The 20,586-nt window shown below is 62.5% G+C and carries 21 protein-coding genes and 1 riboswitch; of the genes, 15 read left to right on the top strand and 6 right to left on the bottom strand.

From position 1 onward, the window contains the following. The first annotated feature begins 33 nt into the window (after nucleotides 1–33). The 3 genes from relA (at nucleotide 34) to AC07OF_RS13185 (ending at nucleotide 3,775) form a co-directional block, all read left to right on the top strand. Nucleotides 34–2,274 (top strand): GTP diphosphokinase, encoded by a 2,241-nt coding sequence (relA, locus tag AC07OF_RS13195; protein ID WP_038608100.1) that lies wholly within the window; start codon nucleotides 34–36, stop codon nucleotides 2,272–2,274. Between the two features lie 105 nt (nucleotides 2,275–2,379). Continuing rightward, nucleotides 2,380–3,210 carry a nucleoside triphosphate pyrophosphohydrolase gene (gene mazG, locus AC07OF_RS13190; protein ID WP_038608102.1) on the top strand — a complete coding sequence of 277 codons (831 nt, stop codon included), beginning with the start codon at nucleotides 2,380–2,382 and terminating at the stop codon, nucleotides 3,208–3,210. A gap of 25 nt (nucleotides 3,211–3,235) precedes the next feature. Beyond that, complete coding sequence (locus tag AC07OF_RS13185; protein ID WP_107025922.1) at nucleotides 3,236–3,775, top strand: DUF2058 domain-containing protein; 540 nt, start codon at nucleotides 3,236–3,238, stop codon at nucleotides 3,773–3,775. A gap of 45 nt (nucleotides 3,776–3,820) precedes the next feature. Here the strand turns inward: AC07OF_RS13185 and AC07OF_RS13180 are convergent, their stop codons facing one another. From AC07OF_RS13180 to purM, 4 genes are all read right to left on the bottom strand, one after another. Continuing rightward, the gene (locus tag AC07OF_RS13180; RefSeq protein WP_157191503.1) at nucleotides 3,821–4,003 is read right to left on the bottom strand and encodes a hypothetical protein; all 183 of its coding nucleotides are present in this window, start codon (nucleotides 4,001–4,003) and stop codon (nucleotides 3,821–3,823) included. 252 nt (nucleotides 4,004–4,255) lie between these two features. Continuing rightward, complete coding sequence (locus tag AC07OF_RS13175; RefSeq protein WP_157191505.1) at nucleotides 4,256–4,966, bottom strand: DUF3108 domain-containing protein; 711 nt, start codon at nucleotides 4,964–4,966, stop codon at nucleotides 4,256–4,258. Between the two features lie 8 nt (nucleotides 4,967–4,974). After that, a complete protein-coding gene (purN, locus tag AC07OF_RS13170; RefSeq protein WP_157191507.1) occupies nucleotides 4,975–5,628 on the bottom strand; it encodes a phosphoribosylglycinamide formyltransferase in 654 nt (217 codons plus the stop codon). After that, nucleotides 5,628–6,686 (bottom strand): phosphoribosylformylglycinamidine cyclo-ligase, encoded by a 1,059-nt coding sequence (purM, locus tag AC07OF_RS13165; RefSeq protein ID WP_157191509.1) that lies wholly within the window; start codon nucleotides 6,684–6,686, stop codon nucleotides 5,628–5,630. Before purM ends, purN begins: the two co-directional genes overlap by 1 nt. A 346-nt stretch (nucleotides 6,687–7,032) precedes the next feature. On the opposite strand from purM, the gene AC07OF_RS13160 reads away from it, so the two are divergent. The 6 genes from AC07OF_RS13160 to AC07OF_RS13135 all read left to right on the top strand — a co-directional run bounded on the left by AC07OF_RS13160 (nucleotide 7,033) and on the right by AC07OF_RS13135 (nucleotide 12,123). Beyond that, a complete protein-coding gene (locus AC07OF_RS13160) occupies nucleotides 7,033–8,082 on the top strand; it encodes a DUF2066 domain-containing protein (protein WP_157191511.1) in 1,050 nt (349 codons plus the stop codon). 25 nt (nucleotides 8,083–8,107) lie between these two features. Continuing rightward, the gene (locus AC07OF_RS13155; RefSeq protein WP_157191512.1) at nucleotides 8,108–9,181 is read left to right on the top strand and encodes an AI-2E family transporter; all 1,074 of its coding nucleotides are present in this window, start codon (nucleotides 8,108–8,110) and stop codon (nucleotides 9,179–9,181) included. Nucleotides 9,182–9,338: 157 nt separating this feature from the next. Next, complete coding sequence (hda, locus tag AC07OF_RS13150; protein WP_038608127.1) at nucleotides 9,339–10,043, top strand: DnaA regulatory inactivator Hda; 705 nt, start codon at nucleotides 9,339–9,341, stop codon at nucleotides 10,041–10,043. Nucleotides 10,044–10,158: 115 nt separating this feature from the next. After that, complete coding sequence (locus AC07OF_RS13145; protein WP_157191514.1) at nucleotides 10,159–10,791, top strand: C40 family peptidase; 633 nt, start codon at nucleotides 10,159–10,161, stop codon at nucleotides 10,789–10,791. A 134-nt stretch (nucleotides 10,792–10,925) separates the two neighbouring features. Continuing rightward, complete coding sequence (locus AC07OF_RS13140) at nucleotides 10,926–11,459, top strand: C40 family peptidase (protein WP_157191516.1); 534 nt, start codon at nucleotides 10,926–10,928, stop codon at nucleotides 11,457–11,459. 16 nt (nucleotides 11,460–11,475) lie between these two features. Continuing rightward, a complete protein-coding gene (locus tag AC07OF_RS13135) occupies nucleotides 11,476–12,123 on the top strand; it encodes an O-methyltransferase (RefSeq protein ID WP_157191518.1) in 648 nt (215 codons plus the stop codon). 68 nt (nucleotides 12,124–12,191) lie between these two features. Here the strand turns inward: AC07OF_RS13135 and AC07OF_RS13130 are convergent, their stop codons facing one another. After that, entirely contained in the window at nucleotides 12,192–13,508 is a 1,317-nt protein-coding gene (locus AC07OF_RS13130) for a PQQ-dependent sugar dehydrogenase (protein WP_408635394.1), read from the bottom strand. Between the two features lie 68 nt (nucleotides 13,509–13,576). Continuing rightward, the gene (locus AC07OF_RS13125; protein WP_157191520.1) at nucleotides 13,577–14,155 is read right to left on the bottom strand and encodes a hypothetical protein; all 579 of its coding nucleotides are present in this window, start codon (nucleotides 14,153–14,155) and stop codon (nucleotides 13,577–13,579) included. Between the two features lie 148 nt (nucleotides 14,156–14,303). Continuing rightward, nucleotides 14,304–14,528, top strand: a riboswitch (cobalamin riboswitch). Nucleotides 14,529–14,693: 165 nt separating this feature from the next. Here AC07OF_RS13125 and cobO point away from each other — a divergent pair. The 6 genes from cobO to AC07OF_RS13095 are packed head-to-tail and all read left to right on the top strand — an operon-like array spanning nucleotide 14,694 to nucleotide 20,585. Next, entirely contained in the window at nucleotides 14,694–15,305 is a 612-nt protein-coding gene (gene cobO / locus AC07OF_RS13120; protein ID WP_157191521.1) for a cob(I)yrinic acid a,c-diamide adenosyltransferase, read from the top strand. Further along, nucleotides 15,302–16,597 (top strand): cobyrinic acid a,c-diamide synthase CobB, encoded by a 1,296-nt coding sequence (locus AC07OF_RS13115; RefSeq protein ID WP_157191523.1) that lies wholly within the window; start codon nucleotides 15,302–15,304, stop codon nucleotides 16,595–16,597. The genes cobO and AC07OF_RS13115 overlap by 4 nt, the downstream gene beginning before the upstream one ends. Beyond that, nucleotides 16,594–17,241 (top strand): 5,6-dimethylbenzimidazole synthase, encoded by a 648-nt coding sequence (gene bluB / locus AC07OF_RS13110; protein WP_495072960.1) that lies wholly within the window; start codon nucleotides 16,594–16,596, stop codon nucleotides 17,239–17,241. The genes AC07OF_RS13115 and bluB overlap by 4 nt, the downstream gene beginning before the upstream one ends. Beyond that, nucleotides 17,241–18,149, top strand: coding sequence for an adenosylcobinamide-phosphate synthase CbiB (gene cbiB / locus AC07OF_RS13105; protein WP_157191527.1), 909 nt, complete (start codon nucleotides 17,241–17,243; stop codon nucleotides 18,147–18,149). The genes bluB and cbiB overlap by 1 nt, the downstream gene beginning before the upstream one ends. After that, entirely contained in the window at nucleotides 18,142–19,134 is a 993-nt protein-coding gene (gene cobD, locus AC07OF_RS13100) for a threonine-phosphate decarboxylase CobD (protein ID WP_495072959.1), read from the top strand. Before cbiB ends, cobD begins: the two co-directional genes overlap by 8 nt. Continuing rightward, nucleotides 19,131–20,585: a cobyric acid synthase gene (locus AC07OF_RS13095; RefSeq protein ID WP_495072958.1), complete on the top strand. Its 1,455-nt coding sequence runs from the start codon at nucleotides 19,131–19,133 to the stop codon at nucleotides 20,583–20,585. The genes cobD and AC07OF_RS13095 overlap by 4 nt, the downstream gene beginning before the upstream one ends. Nucleotide 20,586: the final 1 nt, after the last annotated feature.

Below are 20,586 nucleotides of genomic sequence, written 5' to 3'. Positions count from 1 at the left end.
TCGCGAATGCGCTGTAGGGAAAGGTAATCAAAGATGGTACAGGTGAGAGTGCACCAGCCGGTCAACACCGACGGCAGTATCAATCTCGAAGCATGGCTGGATCATGTGGTGAGCGTCGACCTGGCGCTGGACCGTGAAGCCCTTAAAGAGGCTTGCGAGTTCGCTCAGGAGATCGAGAAAAAGGGCAACCCGGCCAAGCATTCCTGGGCCGACGGGACCTCGAGTTTCCAGGCCGGCCTGGAAATCGCCGAAATCCTCGCCGACCTCAAGCTCGACCAGGACTCACTGGTCGCTGCGGTGATCTACCGTGCCGTACGCGAAGGCAAGGTGACCCTGGCCGAAGTCGGCCAGCGCTTTGGCCCGGTGGTGTCCAAGCTGATCGACGGCGTGCTGCGCATGGCTGCCATCAGCGCCAGTCTCAGCCCTCGCCAGTCGCTGGTGCTGGGCTCCCAGGCGCAGGTCGAGAACCTGCGCAAAATGCTCGTGGCCATGGTTGATGACGTGCGTGTGGCGCTGATCAAGCTGGCCGAGCGCACCTGTGCAATCCGCGCGGTCAAAGGCGCCGACGACGAAAAGCGCAACCGCGTTGCCCGCGAGGTCTTCGATATCTACGCCCCGCTGGCGCATCGCCTGGGTATCGGTCATATCAAATGGGAGCTGGAAGACCTGTCCTTCCGCTACCTGGAGCCGGACCAATACAAGCAGATTGCCAAGCTGCTGCATGAGCGGCGCCTGGACCGTGAACGCTTTATCAGCGATGTGATGAACCAGCTGCAGAACGAGCTGCTGGCCACCGGGGTCAAGGCCGACATCAGCGGCCGGGCCAAACACATCTATTCGATCTGGCGCAAAATGCAGCGCAAGGGTCTGGAGTTCAGCCAGATCTATGACGTGCGCGCGGTACGCGTGCTGGTGCCGGAAATGCGCGATTGCTATACCGCGCTGGGGATCGTCCACACCTTGTGGCGGCACATCCCGAAAGAATTCGACGACTACATCGCCAACCCCAAGGAAAACGGCTATCGCTCCTTGCACACGGCGGTGATCGGCCCTGAGGGCAAGGTCCTCGAGGTGCAGATCCGCACCCACGCCATGCACGAAGAGGCCGAACTCGGCGTCTGCGCGCACTGGCGCTACAAGGGCACCGACGTCAAATCCAGCTCCAACCATTACGAAGAGAAAATCTCCTGGTTGCGCCAGGTGCTGGAATGGCACGAAGAGCTGGGTGATATCGGTGGCCTGGCCGAACAGCTGCGCGTCGATATCGAACCCGACCGGGTCTATGTCTTCACCCCTGACGGCCACGCCATCGATCTGCCCAAGGGCGCCACACCGCTGGACTTCGCCTACCGCGTGCACACCGAAATCGGCCACAACTGCCGCGGTGCGAAGATCAACGGGCGGATCGTGCCGCTCAACTACAGCCTGCAGACTGGCGAGCAGGTCGAGATCATTACCAGCAAGCACGGCAACCCCAGCCGCGACTGGCTGAACTCGAACCTGGGCTATGTCACCACGTCGCGGGCACGGGCCAAGATTGTTCACTGGTTCAAGCTGCAGGCACGCGATCAGAACGTCGCGGCTGGCAAGACCCTGCTGGAGCGCGAACTCAACCGGCTGGGGCTGCCCCAGGTGGACTTCGAGCGGCTGGCGGAAAAAGCCAATCTCAGGGCTGCCGAAGATATGTTCGCCTCCCTGGGGGCGGGCGACTTGCGCCTGGCGCATCTGGTCAATGCCGCACAACAACTGGTCGAGCCTGAGCGCAGCGAACACGTCGAGCTGGTGCCGCGTAAAGCCACCGGTTACAAACCGGGCAAGCGTGGCGATATCCAGATCCAGGGCGTCGGCAACCTGCTTACGCAAATGGCCGGCTGCTGCCAGCCGTTGCCGGGCGATGCGATTGTCGGCTACATCACTGTGGGCCGTGGGGTGACCATTCACCGCCAGGATTGCGCCTCGGTGCTGCAACTGGCCGGTCGCGAGCCGGAGCGGATCATCCAGGTCAGCTGGGGGCCGGTGCCGGTACAGACCTACCCGGTGGATATCATCATCCGTGCCTACGACCGTCCGGGGTTGCTGCGTGACGTCTCCCAGGTGCTGCTCAACGAGCGGATCAACGTGCTGGCGGTCAACACCCGCTCGAACAAGGAAGACAACACCGCGCTGATGTCGCTGACCATCGAGATTCCTGGCCTGGATGCCCTTGGGCGTCTGCTCGGGCGGATTTCGCAGTTGCCGAACATTATCGAGACGCGGCGCAATCGTACCCCTTGAGGCCCTCATCGCTGGCAATGCCAGCTCCCACAGGATACAGCAACCACCTGTGGGAGCTGGCCTTGCCAGCGATGAGGCCAGGCCTGCCTGAACAGAGATCACACGATGTATACCCTGGATGACCTGCTCCACCTCATGGCCCGCCTGCGCGACCCGCAATACGGCTGCCCGTGGGACCTCAAGCAGACCTACGCAACGATCATTCCCTACACACTCGAAGAAGCCTACGAAGTGGCCGACGCCATCGAGCGCAGCGACTTTGAGCACTTGCAGGGTGAATTGGGCGACCTGTTGTTCCAGGTGGTCTATTACAGCCAACTGGCCCGTGAAGAAGGTCGTTTCGAGTTTGCCGGGGTGATCGACAGCATTACCCGCAAGCTGATCCGTCGCCATCCGCACGTTTTCCCCACCGGTGAGCTGTATGCACCGCTGGATACGCCAAAACTCGACGAGGCCCAGGTCAAGCAGCGCTGGGAAGAAATCAAGGCCCAGGAACGGGCCGAGAAGGGCGTTCCCGAGCAGTTGTCGTTGCTCGATGACGTACCGGCCGCCTTGCCGGCCCTGTCCCGGGCCGCCAAGCTGCAAAAGCGCACGGCCAAAGTCGGTTTCGACTGGCCGGATGCCTTGCCGGTGCTGGACAAGGTGCGCGAAGAGCTCGACGAAGTACTCGAAGCCATGGCCGAAAATGACAGTGCGGCGCTGGCCGAGGAAGTGGGCGATCTGCTGTTTGCCACGGTCAACCTGGCCCGGCATCTGAAGGTCGACCCGGAAAACGCCCTGCGCGGCGCCAACCAAAAGTTTGAACGACGTTTCCGTTTTATCGAGCAGGCATTGCGCGAGAGTGGGCGTCCGATTGAAGATTGCACCCTGGAAGACATGGATGCGCTGTGGGGCGAAGCCAAACGTCAGGAAAAGAACCTGCCCAGCTGCGGCTGAGCTGAAGCACATAAGTGAGTGAACAATGAGCCTTTCCCTTCGCGACCAATTGCTCAAAGCCGGTCTGGTCAACCAGAAGCAGGTCAAGCAGGTCAGTAAAGAACAGAAGAAACAAAAGCGCCTGGAACACAAAGGCCAGGTCGAAGTCGACGATAGCCAGCAGCGGTTGGCCAAGGAAGCCATGGCGGAAAAAGCCAAGCGCGACCAGGAGCTCAACCGCCAACAGCAGGAGAAAGCCGAGCAGAAAGCCCGTGCTGCCCAGGTCAAGCAATTGATCGAGGTCTCGCGCCTGCCGAAGCTGACCACTGAGGACTACTACAACTTCGTCGACGACAAGAAGGTCAAGCGCCTGTCGGTCAACGCCCTGATGCGCAGCAAGCTGAGCAGCGGCTCGCTGGCGATCGTTGCCCATGGTGGCGGTTATGAAGTGATCCCGCGTGAAGCGGCGCTGAAGATCCAGGAGCGCGACCCCAAGCGCATCGTCTTGCTCAACACCCAGGTTGAAGCGCCGGATGCCGATGATCCGTACGCCGCCTACGTGATCCCTGACGATCTGATGTGGTAAAACCACAAACCCCGCTTCGGCGGGGTTTGTGTTTTCTGGAGTGGACTATTCCTGTTGCTCTCTGCTTTCGAGGAATTCCAGTTCGATGCGGTAGTTGTGGGCTTCATGTTCGTTGTGGAACATGCCCACCAGTTCATCCTGCTGATGCACATCCCAGATGCGCAGGCCTGCTGCCAGGCTTTCATAAGACATTTTGTTTTCGTCGCGCTCAGTTACTTTGACAGTCATCTGCAAACTCCACTTTCAGTTAACTGCGGCACCGTGTCGCAGGTCTCTTTTATAGAATTTGTTAGCTGGCTAAGTAAATGCTTGGCCCATGAAAGATCTTTCATACAGACCCCATCGCCGGCAATGCCGGCTCCCACAGGGGGCTTGTGTGGGAGCTGGCGTTGCCAGCGATCGATCGCGAAGCGGTCGCCATTGCCGCAATAAAAAACCCCGCACAAGGCGGGGTTTCGGGTATAGCCAGCTGTCAGGCAATCAGTTGCCCTTGACCGCCTTGCCATCGACCGTACCATCCTGCAGCACGATCACGTACTCCTTGCCGTCAGTCTCGACCTGGCGCAGTTGTACCAGCAGATAATCCCAATCCTTGGCGAACCACAGCTCGGTGATGCGCTTGCTCTGGCTCGGATCGCGCACGCGCTCGACCTTGATGGCATCGACCTGACCGGTCTTGGTGGTGACTTTTTCGGTGCCCAGGACGCGGAAGTCATAGGTATCGATCTCGTCGCCATCAACCACCTGGTAGCTCACGCTCTTCTTGCCGGCAGCGACGTCATGTTGCAGGGCCAGCTGATAGGTGGACTTGTCCAGCACGCCACGGTTCAGCGGCAGCTTGATCGCGTCACCGCGGTCGGTGCCGGTGATCTGTTTGCTGCTCCAGTCAAAGTCCAGATCGACTTTCTTGGCCTTGCCCAGGCCACCACGTTCGAAGTGGTAGGTCTGAGGCAGCAGGGTGTCCTTGTCCAGACGCAGGGTGCTTTGCTCGGTCAGGCTGGCGATCATCATCGATGCCTTGAAGTTCAGGCTCCAAGTACCGTTGGCATTCTTTTCCAGGCTGCGCTCGGCGGTGCCGCTCATGGGCAGCTGCTTCCAGTCGGCGGTGTAGCTGGCCGAGAAAGGTTTCAGATCCGCTGCCTGAAGCGGCAGTGCGAGCACGGCAAGAGCGAAGAGCAGGGCGCGACGCATAGTATCTCCTAGGGTCGAATCAAGTGGCCGCTGGCCGCCAGAGGCTGGCCATCCAGTAGAGCACCGTGCTCACCCAGGCGCAAACGGCCTTCGGCGAACCAGCGCACTGCCAGCGGGTAAATCTGGTGTTCCTGGCTGTGAACCCGTTGCGCCAGACGTTCTGGCGTGTCATCCAACTCTACCGGTATTACTGCCTGTACGACCAGCGGTCCGCCGTCGAGTTCCTCGGTCACGAAGTGCACGCTGCAGCCATGCTCCTTGTCACCCGCCTCGAGAGCGCGTTGATGGGTGTGCAGGCCCTTGTATTTGGGCAGCAGCGACGGATGAATGTTCAGCAGGCGACCTTGATAGTGACGGACGAAGCCGGCACTGAGGATGCGCATGAAGCCGGCCAGCACCACCAGCTGTGGCTGGTAGCCGTCGATCAGCTCGACCAGTGCCGCGTCGAAGGCCTCGCGGCCTTCGAAGGCTTTATGGTCGAGCACAGCGGTGTCGATGCCTGCATCACGGGCGCGCTGCAGGCCATAGGCATCGGCGCGGTTGGAGATGACCGCGCGGATCCGCACCGGGCTATCGCCGGTGCGGACGCTGTCGATCAAGGCTTGCAGATTACTGCCGGTGCCGGACAGCAGCACCACGACATCACAAGACTTGCTTGGCATCAGTGCGCCTTGACGTTCTTCAGCTCGACCTGGGCAGCGCCTTCGGCAGCAACACCGATCTGGCCGATGACCCATGGCTGCTCGCCGGAGTCACGCAGGTTGTTCAGGGCGGTCTCGACCTGATCCTGAGCCACGCAGATGACCATGCCGACGCCGCAGTTCAGTACGCGGTGCATTTCGTGCTCGTCAACGTTGCCTTGCTGTTGCAGCCAGTCGAAGACTGCCGGGCGATTCCAGCTGGCGACGTCGACCACCGCCTGGGCGCCTTTTGGCAGGACGCGCGGGATGTTGTCGAGCAGGCCGCCACCGGTGATGTGGGCCATGGCCTTGACTGCGCCGGTGTCTTTGATCAGCTTGAGCAGCGGCTTGACGTAGATACGGGTCGGTGCCATCAGCAGTTCGGTCAGCGGCTTGCCGTCGAGCTGGGTGTTTTCGATGTCGGCACCGGACACTTCGATGATCTTGCGGATCAGCGAGTAGCCGTTGGAGTGCGGGCCGGAAGACGGCAGGGCGATCAGCGCGTCGCCAGTGGCGACCTTGGAGCCGTCGATGATCTCGGCTTTTTCCACCACGCCAACGCAGAAGCCGGCCAGGTCGTAGTCTTCGCCTTCGTACATGCCAGGCATTTCAGCGGTTTCACCGCCGACCAGGGAGCAGCCAGCCAGTTCGCAGCCAGCGCCGATGCCGGTAACCACGGTAGCGGCAACATCAACGTTGAGCTTGCCGGTGGCGTAGTAGTCGAGGAAGAACAGCGGCTCGGCGCCGCACACCACCAGGTCGTTGACGCACATGGCGACCAGGTCCTGGCCGATGCTGTCGTGCTTGTTCAGGTTCAGTGCCAGGCGCAGCTTGGTGCCAACGCCGTCGGTGCCGGAGACCAGAACCGGTTGTTTGTAGCCGGCCGGGATTTCACAGAGGGCGCCAAAACCGCCCAGGCCGCCCATGACTTCCGGGCGCGCCGTGCGCTTGGCAACGCCTTTGATGCGTTCGACCAATGCTTCACCGGCGTCGATGTCTACACCGGCGTCCTTGTAGCTCAGGGAGGGTTGCTTGCTCATGATCCAGGCCTTTAGGGGGGAGGGATTCAGGGGAATCGACCGTGACCTGCCAGGCAAGGCGGAGGGTAATCCGGCTGCCTGACCGTCGCCGGTCTGCGAAGGCGCGCGATTTTATCAGGGTTGCCCGGTAGCGGCCATCCTCAGGCCGACGGGCAGAGCCCAGATCGGCTAAAAAAATAGCCTTTAACAGTGTCTCGCTGGTTGCCGGGGCCCAGGCTGTATAAGGTATAGCAAAGGCGATGAGATGAAATTGACCGCGCTGGCTGAATGTTTTGCCAGGTGCTGCGGTCATACCGGCATCTTATTTATAAGCATCGCTTCTTTATTACCAGGACAGGAATCCTCCATGCGTTTGCGTAATTACCTGGCCGTTGGCTGTCTTGCCTTGCTGGGGCTGTCGGCTCAGGCCGAAACCCTTTCCGGCCTTTATCAGGTTCGCGAGCCGGTCGACGGCCAGGGCGCCGAAGCCCGTACTCAGGCCACCGGCAAAGCCCTTGAAACCCTGGTGCTGCGCCTGACCGGCGACCCCAAGGCGGCGCAGAGCCCGGCCCTGGCGGGGCTGCGCAAAGACCCGCAACAGATCATCAGTCAGTTCGGCTTCGAGGCCGGGCCGCCCGAAACCGTGCTGGTGGACTTCGATCCCGGCAGCACCGAGCGCACCTTGCGCCAGGCGGGCCTGGCACTGTGGGGCAACAACCGGCCTTCGATCCTTGGCTGGTGGTTGAACGACAGTACCGAAGGCTCAAGCCTGGTCGGCGACGGCCAGAACAGCGCCGCGCCCCTGCGCCGCGCCGCCCAGCACCGAGGTCTGCCATTGCGCCTGCCGCTGGCCGACCTCAATGAGCAATTGGTGGCCACTGCGAAAAATCTTGAAGGCGCAGACCCAGCGCCGCTGCGCGAGGCTTCCGAGCGTTATGGCGCCGACGCCTTGCTGGCGGTGCATGCCAGTGAAGCCGACGGCAAATGGCAGGGCACCTGGCGCCTGTGGCTGGGCGAGCAGCGCGAGCAGGGCAAGGTTGAAGCTGCCGACCAGGCCGCGCTGGCCGACGCCGTGATGCTGGCGGTCAGCAACCGCCTGGCGCCGCGCTTTGTGACTCGCCCCGGTGCCAGCAGCGAAATGCAGGTGCAGGTCCAGGGGATGAACCTGGCACGTTATGCCGACCTCGGCCGGGTGCTGGAACCCTATGGCGCGCGCCTTAAGCAGGTTGAGGGCGATACCCTGACCTATCAGGTCACTGGCAACAGCGATCAGCTACGCGCCCAGCTGGGCCTGGCCAAACTGCAGGAGCTGCCCGCTGAAGCGCCGGCAGCGCAACCGCCTGTTGATCCGGTCAACCCGGGGGCGACTCAGGCCGCTGCGCCAAAACCGTTCAATGGCCTGCGTTTTCGTTGGTAATCCCTGACCTGGCCTGGAGCCGTTCATGATTGATATGCGTCGCTGGGTATGGCCCGGCGTAATTTTGCTGTGCGCCGCTTTGCTGTACTGGCTACACCCGATTCTGTCGCCGTTTCTGGTCGGCATCCTGCTGGCCTATCTGGCCGACCCGCTGGTCGATCGCCTGGAACGTGCCGGCTTGTCCCGCACCTGGGGCGTGGTGCTGGTGTTTACATTGTTTACCCTGTTGCTGACCCTGCTGCTCCTGGTGCTGGTGCCGATGCTGGCCAAGCAACTGGTGCGCCTCTACGAGCTGGCGCCGCAGATGCTTGACTGGTTGCAACACGACGCCTTGCCCTGGGTACAGACACGTCTTGGCCTGGCCGACGGCTTCTGGAAGTTCGACAAGATCAAGGCGGCCATCAGCGGGCATATGGGCCAGACCACCGACATCGTCGGGGTCATCCTGTCCCAGGCCACCGCTTCGGGGCTGGCCCTGCTGGGCTGGTTGGCCAACCTGGTGCTGATCCCGGTGGTGAGCTTCTACCTGCTGCGTGACTGGGACCTGATGATGGCCAAGATCCGTGGCCTGCTGCCGCGCCAGCGCGAGGAGCGGGTGGTAGCGCTGGCCGGCGAGTGCCACGAAGTGCTGGGGGCGTTCGTCCGTGGCCAGTTGATGGTGATGGTGGCGCTGGGGGTGATCTATGCCTCTGGCCTGATGCTTGTGGGCCTAGAGCTCGGATTGTTGATCGGCCTGCTGGCAGGCCTGGCGGCCATCGTGCCGTACATGGGCTTCATTATTGGTATCGGCGCGGCGATGATTGCCGGGTTGTTCCAGTTTGGCGGTGATCCTTATCCGTTACTGGCGATCGCAGCGGTATTCATGATCGGCCAGGCACTGGAAGGCATGGTCCTGACGCCACTGCTGGTCGGTGACCGCATCGGCCTGCATCCGGTGGCGGTGATTTTCGCCATTCTCGCCGGCGGTGAACTGTTCGGTTTCACCGGCGTTCTGCTGGCCCTGCCGGTGGCGGCGGTGATCATGGTGCTGCTGCGTCATGTCCATGATCTCTATAAAGAGTCGGATATGTATGGCGGTGAGATCGACCCGGATCTCTAGCTTGATGGCAATAGGCTTGCAGCGATTCCCGGGTGTCAATGCAAGCCTTTGATTTTACTTGTGGTCCTCACTGATTGTGCGACCGGCGCCACGGGTATAGACTTTGCAGACTTTTCACAAAAGGCCCCTTGTGGTTCTTCGGAACTGCCCAGCCAGCATGAAACCGATCCAGTTGCCCTTGGGTGTGCGTCTGCGTGATGACGCCACCTTCATCAACTACTACCCGGGTGCCAACGCCGCCGCATTGGGCTACGTCGAGCGACTCTGCGAAGCCGACGCCGGCTGGACCGAAAGCCTGATCTATCTCTGGGGCAAGCAGGGCGTCGGGCGTACCCATCTGCTGCAAGCCGCCTGCCTGCGTTTCGAGCAATTGGGTGAACCCGCCGTATACCTGCCGCTGGCGCAGCTGCTCGACCGCGGTGTCGAGTTGCTGGATAACCTCGAACAATACGAACTGGTCTGCCTCGACGACCTGCATGTAATTGCCGGCAAGCCGGAGTGGGAAGAGGCCATGTTCCACCTGTTCAACCGTCTGCGTGACAGCGGCCGACGCTTGTTGCTGGCAGCCTCCAGTTCGCCGCGGGAATTGCCGATCAAGCTGGCAGACCTCAAGTCGCGCCTGACCCTGGCGCTGATCTTCCAGATGCGTGCGCTGTCTGACGAAGACAAGCTGCGCGCCTTGCAACTGCGTGCCTCGCGCCGCGGTCTGCAACTCTCCGACGAGGTCGGGCACTTCATCCTCACCCGCGGCACGCGCAGCATGAGCGCCTTGTTCGACCTGCTCGAGCGCCTCGATCAGGCTTCCTTGCAGGCTCAACGCAAGCTCACCATCCCGTTTTTGAAAGAAACTTTAGGCTGGTAAGGCAGGGGCTAGAGCCTCGGCACGTAAAAGTCACATTTTTTTCGATTGAATTTGCAAATCGATGCGATAGAAGGCATAGTTTCGACTTCTTTAAATCCAAGACACGGTCGTGCCCATGCTAAATCGCTTCGCACCCCTCGTGCCCCTCGCACTTGTGACCCTGCTTTTTGGCTGCGCAGCGCATAGCCCTGTTTCGCAGCAGCAGGTTCAACAACCGGTTTCCGCTCAGGTTTTGAGCAAGTCCTCCACCTCGTCGGTGTTTGAGGAAGAGCTGGCCACCGAAGAAGAACTTCAGGATTTCGCCAGCAGCAAGCCTTACCAATTGCCAGCCCTGGCTGACAACATTCTCGAGCGCGGTATGTCGCTGATCGGTACCCGTTACCGTTTCGGTGGTACCTCCGAGAACACCGGCTTTGATTGCAGCGGCTTCATTGGTTACCTGTTCCGCGAAGAAGCCGGCCTCAACCTGCCGCGCTCCACTCGTGAAATGATCAACGTAAAAGCCCCGCTGGTTGCCCGTAACAATCTCAAGCCGGGTGATCTGCTGTTCTTCAGCACCAATGGTCGCGGTCGTGTCAGTCACGCCGGGATCTACCTGGGCGACGATCAGTTCATCCACTCCAGCAGCCGCCGCAGCGGTGGTGTGCGCATCGACAAACTCGGTGATCGCTACTGGAGCAAGACCTTTATCGAAGCCAAGCGCGCATTGGCCATGGCACCGACCGCGACCACCATCTCGCGCAACTGATCATCGGCCTTGCGGTATCACGGCGACGTAGCTGAAAAGCTCGTCGCCGTGCGTGTTTACAGAAAGCGTCTAATCTAAATTCTCACCTATTTCCGGCCACACCGCCGGACGGCTTCAGACAGGATGTTCTGACCATGGCGATAAAGGCGCGCTTCGCTCTGTTTTCCCTGCTGGCACTGCTCGGTGCCTGCTCCAGCCATGCCCCGACCCCGCCCAAGGTGGTCGAGCCAGTCGTCATGGCGCCTCAGGTATATTTCTCTCCGGTTGCCGAAGATGTGCTGTTCCGTGCCTTGGGCCTGGTCGGTACGCCTTATCGCTGGGGCGGCAATACGCCGGACTCGGGTTTTGATTGCAGTGGCTTGATCGGTTACGTCTATCGCGATGCCGCCGGTATTGCTTTGCCGCGCACCACCCGTGAAATGATCGGCGTGCGCGCGCCGACTATCGACCGTGGTGCCCTGCAGTCCGGGGACCTGGTGTTCTTTGCCACCAATGGCGGCTCGCAGGTCAGCCACGCCGGCATCTACGTCGGCGAAGGCCGTTTCGTGCATGCCCCGTCTGCGGGCGGAACCGTGCGTCTGGACTACCTGTCCAACAGCTACTGGAACAAAACCTATCTCAACGCCAAGCGGGTGCTGGCGCCGACCCACCTGGCGCGCAACCCCTGACCTTGCGAGGTAGGCGATGACGGCACAAACGCTCTACCTCGACGATGCTCTCTACCATTACCTGCAAGCGGTTTCTCTTCGCGAGACGCCGTTGCTGGCCCGTTTGCGCAGCGAAACCCAGGCCTTGCCCGAGGCGCGCTGGCAGGTGGCGCCAGAGCAGGGCCAGTTGCTGGCGCTGCTGGTGCGCCTGATCGGTGCGCAGCGGGTGATCGAGGTCGGGACCTTCACCGGATACAGCGCACTGTGCATGGCCCAGGCCATGGAGCAGGGGCAGTTGTTGTGCTGCGATCTTGAAGGTAGTTACAACGCCATCGCCTGGCGCTATTGGCGGGAGGCCGGCGTGGCAGAGCGTATCGAGTTGCGCCTGGCGCCTGCCTTGCAAACGCTGGCGACTTTGCCGTCAGCGCGTTACGACCTGATCTTCATCGATGCCGACAAGGGCAACTACCCGCAGTATCTGGAAGAGGCCCTGCGCTTGCTGCGTACGGGTGGGCTGGTGTTGTTCGACAATACCTTGTGGAGCGGGCGGGTGCTGCAGGCGCAGCCCGACAGTGAAGATACCCGGGCGATCCAGGCGTTGAACCTGGGGCTCAAGGGCGATCCGCGGGTGGATCTGTCGATGTTGCCCATAGGGGATGGTCTGACGTTGTGTCGTAAGCGTTGAATCGCGGGGCAAGCCCGCTCCCACAGGTTGGACTGACTCTGTGGGAGCGGGCTTGCCCCGCGATAGGCTTACCGGACCTTGCTCACCCGCCAGATCTTGTTGCCAACATCATCGGCCACCAGCAAACCACCGCGTTGATCATTGATCACCCCGACCGGCCGCCCCATGGCCTTGCCCTCGTCATTGAGAAAGCCCGTCAGCAGGTCGATCGGCTTGCCGGCCGGTTTGCCGGCGGTGCTGAACGGCACGAAGATCACCTTGTAGCCACTGTGCGGTTTGCGGTTCCAGGAGCCGTGCTGACCAATGAATACCCCTTGCTCGAAAGGTGGCGGCAGTACGCCGGGTTCGGCAAAGGTCAGGCCCAGTGAGGCGGTGTGCGGCCCTACGGCGTAATCAGGAACTATGGCTTTGGCAACCCGCTGCGGATCCTGCGGGCTGACCCGTTCATCGACGTGTTGGCCGTAATAGCTGTAGGGCCAGCCGTAGAATCCACCGTCCTTGACCGAGGTAATGTAGTCGGGCACCAGGTCGCTGCCGATCTCGTCCCGTTCGTTGACCGCGGTCCACAGTTGTCCGCTATGCGGCTCCCAGGCCATGCCGTTGGGGTTGCGCAGGCCCGAGGCAAACAGACGCTTCTGGCCGTTGGCCGGATCGACTTCCCAGATGGCGGCGCGACCTGCTTCCTGATCCATGCCGTTCTCACCGACATTGCTGTTGGAGCCAACCGTAACGTAGAGCTTTTTGCCATCGCGGCTGGCGATGACATTCTTGGTCCAGTGATGGTTCAGCGGGCCGCCGGGCAATTCGGTCACCAGCGTGCCAGACGAAGTAATTTCAGTAGCCCCGGGCTGGTAACGAAAGCGCATGAGCCGATCGGTGTCGGCTACATAGAAATCGTTGCCGACCAAGGCCATGCCAAACGGCGAATTGAGGTTTTCAATAAAGGTGGTACGGATTTCGGCCACGCCGTCATGGTCACTGTCGCGCAGCAGGCTGATGCGGTTGGCGCTGGGCACGCCGGCACCGGCGCGACTCATCACCTTGCCCATCACCCAGCCACGAATGCCCTTGCCGTCCTCGGGCTTGGGCGGGGCGTTGGTTTCCGCGACCAGCACATCGCCATTGGGCAGGACATACAGCCAGCGCGGGTGATCCAGGCCCTCGGCGAAGGCGGTCACCTGGGTGCCAGGTGCAGCCACAGGCTTGGTGCCTGGTGGCCAGCCAATGGCCGGGGCGATGTTGACGGTGGGGATCAGGGTCTTGTTCGGCTCGGGCAGTTGAGGCGATGGCCCGAATCCGTCACTGACCTCCAGCCGGGCAGTCTCGCCGCAGCCGCTGATTCCCGCGGCAACTATCAGCAGCACGGTGATACGGGTCATATCCATGGCGTTGCCCTCGCAAAGCTGGCCTCTGTTGAAAGTAGAGGTGCTCAACATCCGCGAGGTTCCGTTGTTCAGGCCTGCTTGAGCAGCAGTGCAACCCCGGGATGATACTGCCCGGCCTCGTTGTGCAGCTTGCGGTAGGCATAGGGGAAGTACCAGGCAATGGCACAGGCGGTGTGCTTTTGCAGGTCGTCGACCAGGTCCTGGAGTTCTTCGGGGCTGGCATGCTGCCCGGCTTTCCAGGGGCTGGCGAACAGCGCGGCGACTTTTAGCTGGCTGGGTGCAGCCACCTGGCGGGCGGCAAATACAGTCTCTTGCAGCGCGTTGTTCAGGTCCAGGCGGGCGATGCGTGGCCAGCGCTGGCTGGCTTGCAGGTAGGCGGCTTCTTCGCGATTGGCGATGTACAGGTCGCAGTAACCTTCACGCTCACCTTCGTCACGCTGCTTCTTGCTCTGGTGATGTTGCAAGGTGATCAGCTCTGCTTGCCAGGCTGCGGCCGAGAGCACGCCGAGGTTCGCTTGGGCGCCGTGCCAGTAAGGGGCCTCGCCGTCGCCCAGGGTCTGGTTGCAGCGGTCGATGCATTCGACCCAGCGTTCCAGAGCCGGACGCAGGAATTCCAGGCGCGGGTTATTGATGATCAGGCCTTGCATGCCGCTCTCTCCTTTATCGTTGTAATCGAGACAGCCAATTTATGGCTATTTGATATCACTGATATCAGGGTGGCACAAGATGACAAAGACGCCATTGATCCAGGCCAGTGCTGCGCCTTTCATTGACGCTCCGGGTGCAACCCTCTAACCTTCGCGACTTGTTTCAGGTGCTCTGTGGGCTGTGGTCTGGCAGGGTGAAACAGGGAAGCCGGTGGGTGCGCAATAGCGTGCGAGTCCGGCGCTGCCCCCGCAACGGTAGGTGAGTCAAGGCCGCGCATGGCCACTGGGTGATCGCACCCGGGAAGGCGCGCGACCCTGGGTGTTGATGACCCCGCTCACAAGCCCGGAGACCGGCCTGTAACAGCCAACGGCATCACGGAGGGTGATGCGCGGTTTCTTCGGCCTGTGCCGCAGCCCTGCGCGTTTTTCCGTCTGCCTTGTCCATTGATCTGTTGCCATCTCTTTGCCGCGAACGCTGTGCAGCCCTGTGCTGCCAGGCGCGTTGCAGGTTGGCTGACAGTGGTTTGCGGAGACTTCGATGACTGAATCCACCGAGCGTGACGAACGCCACCTGGCCCGTATGCAGCGCAAGAAGGCGGTAATCGACGAGCGTATTGCCAACGCCCCTAACGAATGCGGCCTGCTGCTGGTGCTCAGCGGTAACGGCAAGGGCAAGAGCAGTTCGGCTTTCGGCATGCTCGCCCGGGCCATGGGCCATGGCATGCAGTGCGGCGTGGTGCAGTTCATCAAGGGCCGCAACAGCACTGGCGAAGAGCTGTTCTTCCGGCGTTTCCCCGAACAGGTGCGCTATCACGTGATGGGCGAGGGCTTCACCTGGGAAACCCAGGACCGCCAGCGTGACATCGCCGCAGCCGAAGCGGCCTGGGCCGTTTCGCGCCAGTTGCTGCAGGACCCGACGATCACCTTCGTGGTGCTCGACGAGCTGAATATAGCCCTCAAGCATGGCTACCTTGACCTCGAACAGGTGCTCAGCGACCTGCAGGCGCGTCCGCCGATGCAGCACGTGATCGTCACCGGTCGTGGCGCCAAGGATGAAATGATCGAACTGGCCGACACCGTCACCGAGATGGGCATGGTCAAGCACGCTTTCCAGACCGGTATCCGTGCCCAGAAGGGCGTTGAACTATGAGTGACACGCGCCACTGCCCGGCGGTGCTGATTGCCGCCCCGGCTTCAGGCCAGGGCAAGACTACGGTGACCGCTGCCCTGGCGCGGCTGCACCGCAACCTCGGGCGTAAGGTGCGGGTGTTCAAGTGCGGCCCGGACTTCCTTGACCCGATGATTCTCGAGCGGGCCAGCGGTGCGCCGGTGTACCAGCTGGACCTGTGGATGGTCGGTGAGCAGGAAAGCCGCCGGCTGCTCTGGGAAGCAGCCGGCGATGCCGATCTGATCCTGATCGAAGGGGTCATGGGCCTGTTCGACGGTACGCCGTCGAGTGCCGACCTTGCCCGCCATTTCAATGTGCCGGTGCTGGCGGTGATCGACGGTACCGCCATGGCCCAGACCTTCGGCGCCCTGGCCCTGGGCCTGGCGCGCTATCAGCCCGACCTGCCGTTTGCCGGGGTACTGGCCAACCGTGTCGGTACCTTGCGTCACGCCCAGTTGCTCGAAGGCAGCCTTACCGAAGGGCTGCGCTGGTACGGCGGCCTGTCGCGGGAAACCGGGATTGAATTGCCGAGCCGCCATCTGGGCCTGGTCCAGGCCAGCGAGCTCAATGATCTGGATGTTCGTCTGGACGCCGCAGCCGCAGCTCTCGGCGCCAGTTGTGAGTCGTCCCTGCCGCCGGCGGTGGCGTTTGCGGCGCCGACTGTCGAAGTTATCGAGCCCTTGCTCGATGGCGTGACCATCGCCGTGGCGCGGGACGAAGCCTTTGCCTTCACTTATGGCGCCAACCTTGACCTGCTGCGGGCCATGGGCGCCGAGCTGAGCTTCTTTTCACCACTGCATGACCGCACGCTACCGCAGGCAGATAGCCTGTACCTGCCGGGTGGCTACCCGGAACTGCATCACCAGGCATTGGCTGCCAACAACGGGATGCTCGCCGCGATCCGCAGCCATCATCAGGCAGGCAAGCCTGTGCTGGCCGAATGTGGCGGCATGCTCTACCTGCTTGAGGCCTTGACCGATGTTGCGGGCGAGCGTGCCGAGTTGCTGGGTTTGCTGGAAGGCGAAGCAGTGATGCAAAAGCGCCTCGCAGCCCTGGCGCTGCAGGCGGTGGAGCTGCCGGAAGGCACCTTGCGCGGCCATACCTATCACCACTCGCTGACCACTACCGCGCTTGAGCCGATTGCCCGCGGGCACAGCCCCAATGGCGGCCGTGGCGCCGAAGCGGTCTATCGCTGTGGCCGGCTGACGGCGTCCTACGTGCATTTCTACTTTGCCTCCAACCCGCACGCGGCGGCGGCGCTGTTGGCACCATGAGCGACCAGGCTTTCACAGACGCCGAGCGCGCTGCGGTTTACCGGGCCATCGGCGAGCGCCGTGACATGCGGCACTTCATCCAGGGCGATGTAGCGCCTGAGTTGCTTGCGCGTCTGCTTGAAGCTGCGCATCAGGCGCCCAGCGTCGGCCTGATGCAGCCATGGCGCTTTATCCGCATCACCGACCGCGACCTGCGCCAGCGTATCCAGGGCCTGGTGGAAGCCGAGCGAGTACGCACCGCTGAGGCACTGGGTGAGCGCTCCGATGAATTCATGAAGCTCAAGGTCGAAGGCATCAGCGATTGCGCCGAAGTGCTGGTGGCGGCGTTGATGGATGACCGCGACAAGCACATTTTCGGCCGTCGCACCTTGCCGGAGATGGACCTCGCCTCGTTGTCATGCGCGATCCAGAACCTCTGGCTGGCAGCGCGTGCCGAAGGCCTGGGCATGGGCTGGGTATCGCTGTTCGAGCCCCTGGCGCTGGCACAGCTGCTGGGGATGCCGGCCGGTGCCAAGCCGCTGGCGATTCTCTGCCTGGGCCCGGTCCAGGCGTTCTATCCCGCGCCGATGCTGGTCCTCGAAGGCTGGGCCACGGCGCGGCCCTTGAGCGACATGCTGTATGAAAACCAGTGGGGAGAGTCTTGATGAGTGTGGCGTTGCTGACCGTTGCCGGGGTGGCGCTGGATGCGTTGTTGGGTGAGCCCCAGCGGCGTCATCCGCTGGTTGCCTTTGGCCGCCTGGCCGGGCGCCTGGAGCAGCGTTTCAACGCCGCTGGCCGTGGCTGGCGCAGCCATGGCGTGACCGCCTGGTTCCTGGCGGTGATTCCCTTGACCCTGTTGGCCACCTTGCTGTCCTGGCTGCCCTATATCGGCTGGTTGGTGGAAGTGCTGGCCTTGTATTGCGCCCTGGGCCTGCGCAGCCTGGGTGAGCACGTGACCCCGGTGGCCGACGCTTTGCGCCGCGGTGACCTGGATGAAGCACGCCGCCGTGTGGGTTTTCTGGTCAGCCGCGAAACCCGCGAACTGGACGAAACCGCCGTGGCGCGCGCAGCCACCGAGTCGGTACTGGAAAATGGTAGCGATGCGGTCTTTGCCGCGCTGTTCTGGTTTGTCGTGGCGGGCGCTCCGGGTGTGGTGCTTTATCGCCTGAGCAACACCCTGGACGCCATGTGGGGCTATCGCAATGAACGTTTCGAGCGTTTCGGCTGGGCCGCTGCACGCATAGATGATGTGCTCAACTACATTCCAGCGCGGCTGGTGGCGCTGACCTACGCGCTGCTTGGCAAAACCCGTCTGGCACTGAAATGCTGGCGACGTCAGGCGCCGCTGTGGGACAGCCCCAACGCCGGTCCGGTGATGGCCGCAGGCGCCGGTGCCCTGGCTGTAGAGCTGGGTGGTCCGGCGGTCTATCACGGTGAGCTGCACGAACGCGCACAACTGGGCGAAGGCCCGGTGGCTGATGCCGAGTCGATTGAGCGTGGCTGGCGCCTGGTTTGCCAGGGCGTGTGGTTGTGGTTGCTGCTGTTGTGTCTGGGAGCTGAATTCTATGCTTGAGCACGGTGGGCGCCTGCAGCGCGCAGTGCAGCACTACGGTATCGCCCGGGAGCATTGGCTGGACCTGTCCAGCGGTATTGCGCCCTGGCCTTACGCGATTCCGCAAATCCCGCTGCAGGCCTGGGCGCGCCTGCCGGAAACCGACGATGGCCTGGAACAGGCTGCGGCCGAGTACTACCGGGTCCAGCAGGCGCTGCCGGTGGCCGGCTCTCAGGCTGCAATCCAGGCCTTGCCGCACCTGCGCGCTCGCGGCACGGTTGGCGTGGTGTCGCCCTGTTATGCCGAACACGCCGAAGGCTGGCGTCGTGCCGGGCATCAGGTGCTTGAGTTGCAGGGTGAGCAGGTGGATGAACTGCTCGACAGCCTGGATGTGCTGGTGGTGGTCAACCCGAACAATCCCACCGGTTGCCTGCTGTCGGCTGAGCAGTTGCTCGCCTGGCATGCCCGCCTGGCCTCGCGTGGTGGCTGGTTGCTGGTCGATGAAGCGTTTATGGACAACACCCCGCAGCACAGCATTGGCGCCGAGGCACAACGTCCGGGGCTGATCGTGCTGCGCTCGTTCGGCAAGTTCTTCGGTCTGGCCGGTGTACGTCTGGGCTTTGTGCTGGCTGAACCGGTGTTGTTGCAACGCCTGGCCGAACTGCTGGGGCCCTGGACCGTCAGCGGGCCAACGCGGATTCTCGGCCAGGCTTGCCTGCTCGACAGCGTTGCGCATCAACGCCAGATCGCTCGCTGCGCGGCAGCCAGCCAGCGCCTGGCAGACTTGCTGAGCCGCGCAGGCTTTGCCCCGACAGGGGGCTGCGACCTGTTCCAGTATCTGGTTAGCGATCAAGCCGTGCTGCTGCATGAGTTCATGGCCCGACGGGGCATTTTGCTGCGTCTGTTCAACCAGCCTGCCAGCCTGCGCTTTGGTTTGCCGGCCACCGAGCAGGACTTTCAGCGCCTGCAACAGGCATTCAACGATTACTGCAAGGAACAGCCATGAGTACCCTGATGGTGCAGGGCACCACCTCCGATGCCGGCAAGAGCACCCTGGTGACCGCGCTGTGCCGCTGGTTGTTGCGCCAGGGCGTGGCGGTGGTGCCGTTCAAGCCGCAGAACATGGCACTCAACAGTGCCGTGACCGCCGACGGCGGCGAGATCGGCCGAGCTCAGGCGGTTCAGGCCCAGGCCGCTGGGCTGGCGCCGCACACCGACATGAACCCGGTGCTGCTCAAGCCCAATAGCGACACCGGCGCTCAAGTCATCGTCCATGGCCGTGCGGTCACCAGCATGAACGCGGTGGCGTACCACGATTACAAGGTCATCGCCATGCAGGCGGTACTGGAGTCTCATCAGCGCTTGAGCGCCCAGTACCCGGTGGTAATGGTCGAAGGCGCCGGTTCGCCAGCGGAGATCAATCTGCGTGCCGGCGATATTGCCAACATGGGTTTTGCCGAAGCGGTGGACTGTCCGGTGATCCTGATTGCCGACATTAATCGCGGCGGGGTGTTCGCCCATCTGGTCGGCACCCTGGAGCTGCTGTCGCCCAGTGAGCAGGCGCGGGTCAAAGGCTTTGTCATCAACCGTTTCCGGGGTGACATCGCGTTATTGCAGCCGGGCCTGGACTGGCTTGAGGCGCGTACCGGCAAACCGGTACTGGGCGTGCTGCCATATGTGATGGACCTGCACCTGGAAGCCGAGGACGGTATCGACCAGCGCCAGGGTGACAAGGCGGCGCGCGCACTCAAAGTGATCGTGCCGGTGCTGCCGCGCATCAGCAACCACACCGATTTCGACCCGCTGCGCCTGCACCCGCAAGTCGACCTGCAGTTCATCGGCCCAGGCGATCCGATTCCGCCTGCGGACCTGATCATCCTGCCGGGTTCCAAGAGCGTGCGCGGCGATCTGGCGCAATTGCGCGCCCGTGGCTGGGATCAGGCCATCGCCCGGCATCTGCGTTATGGCGGCAAGGTGCTGGGCATCTGTGGCGGCCTGCAGATGCTTGGCCAGCGGGTGGAAGATCCGCTGGGGCTGGAAGGGGCGGCCGGCAGCAGCGATGGCCTGGGCTTGCTCGATTTCGTCACCGTGCTGGAGGCGCACAAGCAGCTGCGTAATGTCGCGGGTACCTTGCAACTGGAGCAGGCGCCGATCAGCGGTTATGAGATCCATGCCGGGGTGACCCAGGGCGCGGCCCTGGAGCGGCCTGCGGTGCAACTGGCGGACGGTCGCAGCGATGGCGCCATCAGTGCTGACGGGCAGATTCTCGCGACCTACCTGCACGGCCTGTTCGAAAGCCCGCAGTCGTGCGCGGCATTGTTGCGCTGGGCCGGTCTGCATGAGGTCGAACAGATCGATTACCAGGCGCTGCGCGAGCGCGACATCGAGCGCCTCGCCGACCTGGTCGAGCAGCACCTGGATACCACCTGCCTACGCCAACTGTGCGGACTGAACTGAC

This window comes from Pseudomonas sp. GW821-FHT10B02, from assembly GCF_059415665.1.
The sequence above is the reverse complement of the archived record's forward strand: the minus strand, read 5'-3'. Positions and strand labels throughout refer to the sequence as shown.